This window comes from Corynebacterium sp. HMSC074A01 (assembly GCF_001831515.1).
Taxonomy (GTDB): domain Bacteria; phylum Actinomycetota; class Actinomycetes; order Mycobacteriales; family Mycobacteriaceae; genus Corynebacterium.
Map to the genome: position 1 here is coordinate 71,503 of NZ_KV825630.1, position 9,167 is coordinate 80,669.

A 9,167-nucleotide genomic window follows, 5' to 3' on the forward strand; every position below is an offset into this window, starting at 1 on the left:
GCCGGTTGACAAAGTGTGACAACCGGCGGCCTCCGTGTGCGTCGAGCACGTACCCTGGGCCGCATGATCAACCGGGACGACCTCATCGCCTCCAGGCTGCCTATCTACGACACGGATTACACACGCCTCACCCTGGCCATCCAGGACGCGCCTGTGGCGACGCCCAATCCGCAGCGCGACCCCACCGGCGTTGCCGAGCTGATCCAGCGCGAACGGATTGCCCTGCCCATCCAGAAGGGCCTGTTCCAGCCCGAGCCGCAGTCCAAATATGCCTTTCTCTTCATGGCCGGTTTTTTGATTTTTGCCAAGGTGGTGTTGGACAGCACCTTCTTCACCATCGTGACGCTGCTCATGATGGTGTGTAGCTGGGGCTCGTACGTGTTCCGGGAACGTAGGCGGCGACAGCGGATCCAGCAGGCGTGGGCAAACGGGTGGCTGCGCGTGGCTCCGGCGCTCATCGGCGACCTCACGCCAAAGTCGGACACCTCAGCGAAACACATTGCCAAAGGCCAGCGCACCACATGCACCGCGCCAACGCTCGTGTTGAGTCCTAAAGGCGAGTGGATACCGGTAAAGGAACAACTGCTCAAACTCAACCGCACCCCCGATGCGCGCGGGTTGCGCATCGCTGAATCCGGAGTGGCTCCTGCCGTCGACCCGCAGCACAACAACGGCTGGGTCCTGTACTTGGCTCCCTACGGCGAGCCCGTCGATCAAGGAGCGATCGCAGTGAACCTGGCTGCGGACGACGAGGCTCGCATCTTCTCCCACATCGCGCGCACCTGGCAACTGCCGGGGCAGAATACCGACGAGCGTTGGTGGGAAAAGAGCTGACACCTGCCATTGATCGACGTACCCTGGGCCACATGATCAACCGGGAAGACTTCACCTCCGCCAGGCTCCCCTTTTATGACGCCGACTACACCCGGCTCCGCGACGCCCTCCAAAGCGTCCCCGTGGGGAGGGCAAACCCAGCTCAAGATACCAGCGGTATCGCCGAGCTCATTCGGCGAGAGGGCCGACCCACGCTGATTCGGCGCACGCAGCTGATCCTGATCACCGTGATCTTCCCTATCGCCCTCGTGCTCATCGGCAACGCGGCGCTATCTGCGTTCGACACCAGGTTTCTAGCGTTCAGCATGGTTTTCGTATGCATGGCCCTGCTGTTTTACGCCGCAGCCGGGTTTATGGCCTACCGCGGGATACGGGAGATCCGGCGCCGAAACCGCGTCCAGGAGGCATGGAATAACGGTTGGTTGCGCCTCTACCCAGTCCTGGTCGGTGACCTGATCAAACACGGGAGGGCCTACAGCAAGGGCGACGAGGATCTGCACGTGTACAACTATTCCGCGTTGTGCCTGCTACTTAACCCGAACGGCGAATGGATGCCCCTGCCGGAGCAGAAGTTTACCTTCGGCTACGACACTGAAGTACCCGCCAGAGGGCCCCGGGAAAAGGACTTCCTCGTGGTGGAAAGCGCCGAAGCCGCTCGCGTCGATCCCGAGCACAACAATGGCTGGGCACTGTACATGGTCCCCTACGGCAAGTCGATCGACCAGGGCGCACTCACCGTCGATCTTTCGGGTGCGCAGGAGCGGGCCGTGTTCGCACAGATGGCGAAGCGGTGGAACCTGCCGTTTGATAGCGCCGACGCGAAGTGGTGGTGACCGGATAAAGCAAAAGTGGCCAGCACCTTTGCTGATGCTGGCCACTTTACGTGGTACCCCGTACGGGATTTGAACCCGTGTTACCGCCGTGAGAGGGCGACGTCCTAGGCCGCTAGACGAACGGGGCGCGTTCGCGTTCCTTGCGACTTTGTAAACAATAGAGGGTGTTGCCTTAAACTTACAAATCACCAGCGTAGCGCGCATTTTTCAAAGTCTTCTACATACTAAAAGGCGCACCCTCTTAAGGTGCGCCTTTCTTACGTCGCGTCCAGCCTATTGCTGGTGGTGCAGTCCCTTTCGCGAGCCGATCTGCCGGAAGCTCCGCTTCTCGCATCCCTTGCGATTTAGAAGTCGGATTATGGCTATGCCGCGTATGGCGTATCGCCCGCGCCGGAGGCACCGTCGTGATGCTCAGTATCACTTGCTGTCATCCGGTCTCCTTCCTGTCGACGCTTCACTTCCAGCGTGTCTTCGGCTCTGCTCCCCTTGCGTTCTTTTGTGCGGGGAGGGCGTCTGACCTGCTACGTCTCACCCTAGGCGGGAACACATCGGCATGGAAGGCCCTTGCACAAATCGACTACTGGTTCTACCCCGTCGAAACGCAACAGCGCACGATAGAACGTGCGGCTCATCACACTGGTATGGGGTGGCCTACAGCACGACGAGTCCGACCGCCGCCGCAGCGATGACCACCGCCCAGGCGGGTACCTTCCATGAGCGCAGCGCGACAAAGGCCGCGGCCGCGAGCGCCATCGTCGCCGGGCCTGCGATACCGGCGGTGAAGACTGGCGTGTACAGCGCGGCGGCGAGGATGCCTACGACCGCCGCGTTGGCACCAGCCAGCACGCTCCGGCTCGCCGGGTGCGCCCGCAGCGCGTCCCAGAACGGCATTGCACCGACGACGAGCAGAGCCGCGGGCAGAAAGATCGCAACCGTAGCGAGCACCGCGCCCAGCGCCCAGTTGATGCCGGAAGCGCTCGCGCCGAGGAAGGTCGCGAACGTAAACAGCGGGCCGGGCACCGCCTGGGCCGCGCCGTAGCCGGCGAGGAAGACGTCAGCGCTCACCAGCCCGGTCGGCACCACGACTTGCTCGAGCAGCGGCAGGACGACGTGGCCGCCGCCGAAGACGAGGGCACCGGCGCGGTAGAAGCCGTCGATAAGCATGAGCCCCACGTCGCTGCCGCGGGCGATGATCGGCAGCGCGAGCAATAAGCCGAAGAAGATGCCCAGGCTCGTGACGCCCGCGCTCTTGGGCAGCGTGGGCCCCGACGTGACCTCGCTCGCGGGTGCGGTGTCGCGAAGCAGGGCGTACCCGGCCGCCACACCGACGAGAATCGCGGCGACTTGGATCAGCGGGCTCGGCACGAGCAGCACCAGCACCATCGCCGCAACCGCGATGAGCGCGCGCCACCTGTTGGTAACCAGTGACGTTGCCATCCCGATCAGCGCGTGCGCCACCACGGCAACCGCCGCGGCTTTCATGCCGATGAGCCAGCCTGCGTCCGCGACGTTCCCGAGTCTGCTCACGCCGAGCGCGAAGCAGACCAGGGCGATTGCCGACGGTGCCGTAAACGCCACCCACGCCGCGACCAACCCCAACATGCCCGCCCGGCGCAGCCCGAGCGCCATGCCGACCTGGCTGGACGCCGGGCCGGGGAGGAACTGACACAGGGCGACGAGGTCAGCGTACTCAGCGTCGCTGAGCCACTTGCGGCGGGTGACGAACTCCTCACGGAAGAAACCCAGGTGCGCGACCGGGCCGCCGAAGGAGGTGCAGCCGAGTTTGAGAAACGCTGCGAAAACTTCGGCGGCGCTGCCGCGCTGTGCGGGGGTTTCCATGGGTTGTCCTTACTGCTCGGAGGCGAAAACAAGCGGGGTGTCAATCCGCACGGTGACTTCGGTGTCGATGTCGGGGCGGGCATTCCCTGCAACGAACGCTCTGAATGTATGCTCCCCCGCGTGCAGTGACACCGAGTAGCCGTTGTGCTCGAATAGCGCGGAAGCCACAGACATCGTCGCCGTAGTGCTCCCAGACCCGGGTGCTTCATCGAGGTGCACCATGGACGGTTGCACGGCGACGTCTACACTCGCACCGTCTTGCGCATCTCCCTCGTAGGCCCAGCTTCCCAGCTTCTCTACGACCACTTTTCCCGCTCGGATACGGCCCGGCAAGACCGTGGCGTCGCTCAGAAAAGATGCAACCCACGCGGAGGCCGGGCGGGCGAGCAGCTCTGGCGGGGTCGCGATCTGCTCGATTACGCCGTTGCGCAGGACGGCAATGCGGTCGGCGATGGCGAGCGCCTCCTTCCGGTCGTGGGTGACGTGCACCGTGGTCAGGTGATGCGTGCGAGTTAGTGCGACGAGCTCACGGCGCAGCCCGTCTCTGAGAGGCTCGTCGAGGGCGGAAAGTGCTTCGTCGAGAAGCAGCACACTCGGGCGTGCAACGATAGCCCGCGCGAGCGCAACGCGCTGCCGCTGACCGCCGGAAAGCGACGCGGGCTTGCGGGAGCCGTAGCCGGCGAGGCCAACGAGCGCGAGGACCTCCTCCACGCGGGCTCTTCGCTCAGCACTGGGTACTTTGGCTTGCTTGAGCGGGTACGCGACATTGGCTGCAACTGACATGTGCGGCCACACCGCGTGCTGCTGAAACACCATGCCCATGTTGCGGTGCTCCGGTGGTACGGCAGACACATCGCGGCCAGCAATGCTAAGGCTGCCTGAGGTGGGCTGAATGAAACCGGCGAGCGTGCGCAACAGGGTGGTCTTGCCCGAACCAGAAGGCCCAACGAGCGCAAGGAACTCTCCGCTTTGGACGGTGGCGTTCAGCGAATCGAGGCCGACTGTGCCGTCGGGAAAGACCACACTCAATTCGCTGAGTTGAATGTCACTCACGATTTGCTCCGTTCAGGGTTGCGGATAGTTAGTGCGAGGGCGGCAATGCCGATGACGGCGAACATCAGCGCGAGCGCCGAGGCCTGGTTGTAATTGCCGGATTGCTGGAGATTAAACAGTTGCACGCCGATTGTGGTGGTGCCCGGAGCGATGAGCAAGATCGACACGGTCAACTCCCGTACCGCCGTGACTGCGACTAGTACCGCACCGGAGACCACCGCCGGAATCGCCATGCGCCCCGTGGTGTCGAGCAAGGCGCGCAGCGGGCCCGCACCAGAAATTCGCGCCGCTTCCTCCACGGCTGTCGGCATCGAAGCGAGCGGAGCGCGAACTGCCTGGAGCACAAGCGCGGTGAACGCGCAGACGTACGCGAGCAGGATCACCCACCGCGTGTTGTACAGGTCTGTGTAGCGACCGTAGATCACCCAGCCGACGCCGATGATCAGCCCGGGCAGCGACGTCGGTAGCAGCACGATCAGCGTCAGCGTAGTGTTGGTCCGCGCACTGGTGCGCGTGACCAACAGCCCCACTGCCCAGCCCAACACACCGCACAGCAGCGCGGCACCGCAAGCAAGCGTGACAGAGTTCGTAAACCCCTCCACCACTCGCGGGTTCTGCAACGTGGACTGGAAATTGGACAAAGAGATGTTCTGCAGCGTGAAAGGCACGCCAGGGGCCGGCAGAAGCGCACGGTACGTCAAGCCAAGAATCGGCCCGAGGGTAAGCGCGAGCGCAAGCACCCACGAGATCACAGAGACCACTGCGCGCGAGGCCCCGAGCGGCAGTGGCATCGACTCGCCTGCATCGGTCGCGTGTACCCCGCGGGAAGACACCACGTGATCTGCGACGACTGCAGCGATACCGAGCACCAGAAGTACTGAGCCAATGGTGGAGACCACCTGTAGCGGGTTTGCCACGATGCCAGACTCCATCATGCGGTAGACCATGGTGGCGAGCGTTTCAAAGCGCACCGGTGAACCGAGAATCGAGGGAATCCCGAAATCGGCCAAGTTCGATACCGCGGTCAGCGTGAAAGCACTCAGAAAAGCAGGCCTCAGCAGCGGCAGCGTCACCGTGCGTAAGATGCGCGCGCTCCCCGCCCCGCTGATGCGCGCAGCGAGCTCCAGGTCCGCGGGAATGGAGCGCAGCGCGGCGGCGATGATGACGTAGACAACAGGGTATGAATGCAGGGTCATCAAAAAGATGACTCCGTCGGCACCGTAGATATTCCAGATCTCGCGGCCAAACACCGCGTTGAGCCCCTGGTTGTTGCCAAAAAGCTGCAGCCAAGAAATCGCGCCGACAAAAGGCGGGATGAGCAGCGGTGAAAGCAACAGGATGCGCAACGCATTCTTGCCATACACGTCGGTTCGCTCGAGCAGCAGCGCCACCAACCCGCCAAGGACAACAGCAAAAGCTGACGACGCCACCGTGGTCACCACAGAATTCGCCGCCGCTTCGCCCAATCCCTGCTGCAAGAGCAGGGGGAACTGATTACCACCAAGCGCGAGAGAAACTACAAGCGCCAGCGGTGCAACAAAAAGCGCGGCGACGATGAGCCACACCCCGAGGCGTACAAGACGCACACCGCTAACGCGCCGCTGAAAAGTGTCGGGCACAGTACTCCTACAGGTTTTCTCTTCCGAAGCGAGTTACTTCACTGCGTTCTGGAAGAACGCCACGGCTTCCTCACGGTCTTCGGTCAAGGCAGCCAGGTCCGCTTCCATCAAGGGAATCTCCTGCAGGCTCGGTGCGTCGCCAGGCGTGCCCACAGATTCGATCACCGGCAGGTAATTCTGCTCGACTGCAATCTTTTGACCTTCCTCCGACAGGATGAAGTTGATGTAGCGCTGCGCCGCGTCCTTCACGTCCGAATCCTTAAACACGGCGATCGGCTCGGTGATGAAGGGCGCGCCCTCCTCCGGGTACGCCGTATTGATCGGCGAGCCCGCATCAGCAAGGTCACGCACCAGGTAGTCCACCACGATGCCCACTGGGTGCCCGCCGCCTGCGATTTCCTGCGAGGTAGGCCCGTTGGACTTGGCAATCATCGGCTGGTTCTCCCCCAGCTTCGTGATCCACTCTTCACCGAGCTGATCATCGCCCTTCCACACGGTGGCGTTGTACGCGGCGGCACCAGAGACGGACGGGTCCGGCATGACGAGCTTCCCCTGGTATTCAGGATCAGTGAGGGCTTGCCACGACGCTGGCGCGTTGTCCTGGTCGTACACATCAGTGTTGTAGGCAATCACGGTGGGGATGATGCGCGTGCCCACGTACATATTGTCCGCGCCTTGAGCAGCGTCAATCACCTGCGAGGTGTCGACGTCGGTGAGCTCGGCCAGGTCGCCAGCTTCCTTGTACGTCTCGAACGTGGGGGCATCAGCGGCCCAGAAAATATCTGCTTCGATGCTTCCGGCGGTCTTCTCCGCCTCCAGTCGCGCGGTCAGGTCGCCGGTGCCGGCGCGGTAGACCTCTACCTTGACGTCCGGATTGGCTTCCTCGAATGCTTGATTAATTTCGTCTACTTTCTCCTCCGGCTCAGAGGTGTACACCGTGAGCGTCACTTCGCCGTTCGCAGCGGTCGATCCTTCGGATCCCGTCGCCGCCGAGTCCTCCGACGGCTCGGAGCAGCCGACGAGCAGCGCAGCCACGGAACTCGCAGCAAACATGGTGGTCAAGGTCTTTTTCGAGCGCATAGCGATACTCCTTCGAGTGAGCCGATTTTTATCGAACCTGACCGTAGCAAAGACACAGGTACTTCGCAGCGCGAAGCCAGCACGCTTCTCGACGTCCCGCGCCCCTAGCCCAACGCTGCGAGAGGAACGACCCAGATTCCATCAGCTCGCCGGTACAGGTGGCTACCGGCGTGCACCACCATGCCGCCCGCCCACTTCGGGCCCAAATGTTCTCGCAACCAATGAAGGTGCGCAACGTCGTCATCCCGGACTTCCGGAGATACCTTGACCTCGATCCCCACAATCCGTTTCTCCATGTCCTCGACGAGGATGTCCACCTCACGCTCCCCCTTCCGCGCGCGCAGATGCCACGTCTTCGCGCCAAGAGTCTCTGCTGCGACGCGAGCACTCAGCAGCACGAAAGACTCAAACAGCTGAGCAAACAACTCACTTTGAGCTGGATCCCCAGAGATGAGTGAAGTCGACGTCGCGCCAAGCAATGTTGCGGCCAGTCCTGGGTCACACAGGTGGTGCTTGGGCGAGCGGATCAGCGCAGGAAAACCCGCCTGCAGTGGGTCCCATGCTGGAAGGGGCTCCAGAATCATCAGTTGCTCCAAAAGACGACGATATCCCTGGGTCGTTTTCCTCGCCGGTTTGTCAGCCTCGCCCGGCGTCGCGCGATCAAGAATCGACTGGTAGCTGTCGGTTCGCGAAGAGCCAGCAGCATACGCAGTGAGCCAGCGGATCACCGACTGAGGGTCGCGAATACGCTGCCCCAGTTCTCCAAACTCGTGCGTTGCAAGACGCTCGACATAGGAGTTCAGGCGCATTGCCCGCAGCCGCGGCGGCAGGTCCATAATGCCCGGAAATCCCGAACGACAAATCTCCTCAGCATATTGCGCTGCACCGACGGCAATCTCTTCGGCCTCAACGTTGCGTTGCGTTCCACCGAATATGTCCGAGATACGCACTTTTGTGGCAGCCAGCGAGCGTTCCTGCATCGCGAATGGCCGCATCCGCACCGTATCGATCCTTCCTGCCCCGGAATGGATCCCAGCCCCATGAGGCGGATACGCACTTCCCGTCAGAAGAAATGCTCCGGCGGGTGCACCTGTATCCACCGCTCGGCGCACGATATCCCACACCGGTGGGTACTTCTGCCACTCATCAATGAGCACGCTTCCCTGCCGCGAGTTCACGATTGAGGGATCAGCCGCAACCAGGTCGCTCATTCCCGGTGCGTCCAACTGCAGCACATGCTCGACACGCTGGAACGCGGTTTGGGTTTTCCCTACGCCTTTCGCTCCTTCGAGCGCAATCGCCGGAAAGTACGGCATCACCTCGTCGAGGAGGGTATCAATCTCCCGCCTCAAGTATCTCGTTGAGTTCTCGTCTTCGCCCATGCGAGAACCGTAGCATGATAGCTGCACTTTTAGCAGGTAGAGACCTCTATTAGCCAAATTGCCCCCACTTCATTACCCACTTTGTCCCATCTGAATTACCCAAATTGACCCCACTTCATTACCCAGAATGTCCCAGCACGGCAACGCGACGACAGATGAGGGGATAGCGGGTATGGGCCTGGACTTCGGGCCCTTGTCTCTACCCCCACTGGCGCGACCGGAACTTCACAGACTGCACATCCCCACATAAGCGCCGGAGGCCCTTCCAAACGGAGCTAGCTCCATTTGCGCCAACCCCACCGGAGAAACCCCAGGTCGCTACTCGCGAGATCTCCTAAACGGAGCTAGCTCCGTTTGGACCCGCCCCGCGAGAACCCCAACCGGTGAACACCCGAACACCCCAGGCCGCGAAAGGAGGACTGAGACCCCCGAAACACAGAAGCCATACACAAAAACCGAGGCGGCCAGCTTTTCAGCTGACCGCCTCGGTATGTTGTACCCCGTACGGGATTTGAACCCGTGTTACC

The 9,167-nt window shown here is 62.2% G+C and carries 7 protein-coding genes and 2 tRNA genes (1 of these 9 running past the window's edge); 2 read left to right on the top strand and 7 right to left on the bottom strand.

Going from position 1 to position 9,167, the window contains the following annotated elements; all coding sequences use genetic code 11:
* Positions 1-63: 63 nt before the first annotated feature.
* Positions 64-834 (top strand): hypothetical protein, encoded by a 771-nt coding sequence (locus HMPREF2550_RS10040; protein ID WP_070790917.1) that lies wholly within the window; start codon positions 64-66, stop codon positions 832-834.
* 32 nt (positions 835-866) lie between these two features.
* The gene (locus tag HMPREF2550_RS10045; protein ID WP_070790918.1) at positions 867-1,667 is read left to right on the top strand and encodes a hypothetical protein; all 801 of its coding nucleotides are present in this window, start codon (positions 867-869) and stop codon (positions 1,665-1,667) included.
* Positions 1,668-1,718: 51 nt separating this feature from the next.
* On the opposite strand, the gene HMPREF2550_RS10050 is transcribed toward HMPREF2550_RS10045, so the two are convergent.
* From HMPREF2550_RS10050 to HMPREF2550_RS12400, 7 genes are all read right to left on the bottom strand, one after another.
* Positions 1,719-1,794: transfer RNA gene (locus HMPREF2550_RS10050), tRNA-Glu, on the bottom strand.
* A gap of 524 nt (positions 1,795-2,318) precedes the next feature.
* Positions 2,319-3,506 carry a chromate efflux transporter gene (chrA, locus tag HMPREF2550_RS10055; protein WP_070790919.1) on the bottom strand — a complete coding sequence of 396 codons (1,188 nt, stop codon included), beginning with the start codon at positions 3,504-3,506 and terminating at the stop codon, positions 2,319-2,321.
* 9 nt (positions 3,507-3,515) lie between these two features.
* Positions 3,516-4,559: an ABC transporter ATP-binding protein gene (locus tag HMPREF2550_RS10060; protein WP_070790920.1), complete on the bottom strand. Its 1,044-nt coding sequence runs from the start codon at positions 4,557-4,559 to the stop codon at positions 3,516-3,518.
* Positions 4,556-6,178, bottom strand: a complete 1,623-nt coding sequence (locus tag HMPREF2550_RS10065) for an ABC transporter permease (protein WP_070790921.1) — start codon at positions 6,176-6,178, stop codon at positions 4,556-4,558. The genes HMPREF2550_RS10060 and HMPREF2550_RS10065 overlap by 4 nt, the downstream gene beginning before the upstream one ends.
* A gap of 33 nt (positions 6,179-6,211) precedes the next feature.
* Complete coding sequence (locus HMPREF2550_RS10070) at positions 6,212-7,258, bottom strand: ABC transporter substrate-binding protein (RefSeq protein WP_070790922.1); 1,047 nt, start codon at positions 7,256-7,258, stop codon at positions 6,212-6,214.
* 104 nt (positions 7,259-7,362) lie between these two features.
* Entirely contained in the window at positions 7,363-8,640 is a 1,278-nt protein-coding gene (locus HMPREF2550_RS10075; protein WP_070790923.1) for an ATP-binding protein, read from the bottom strand.
* Positions 8,641-9,136: 496 nt separating this feature from the next.
* Positions 9,137-9,167 (bottom strand) — tRNA-Glu (locus tag HMPREF2550_RS12400); it runs 160 nt beyond the window's last position.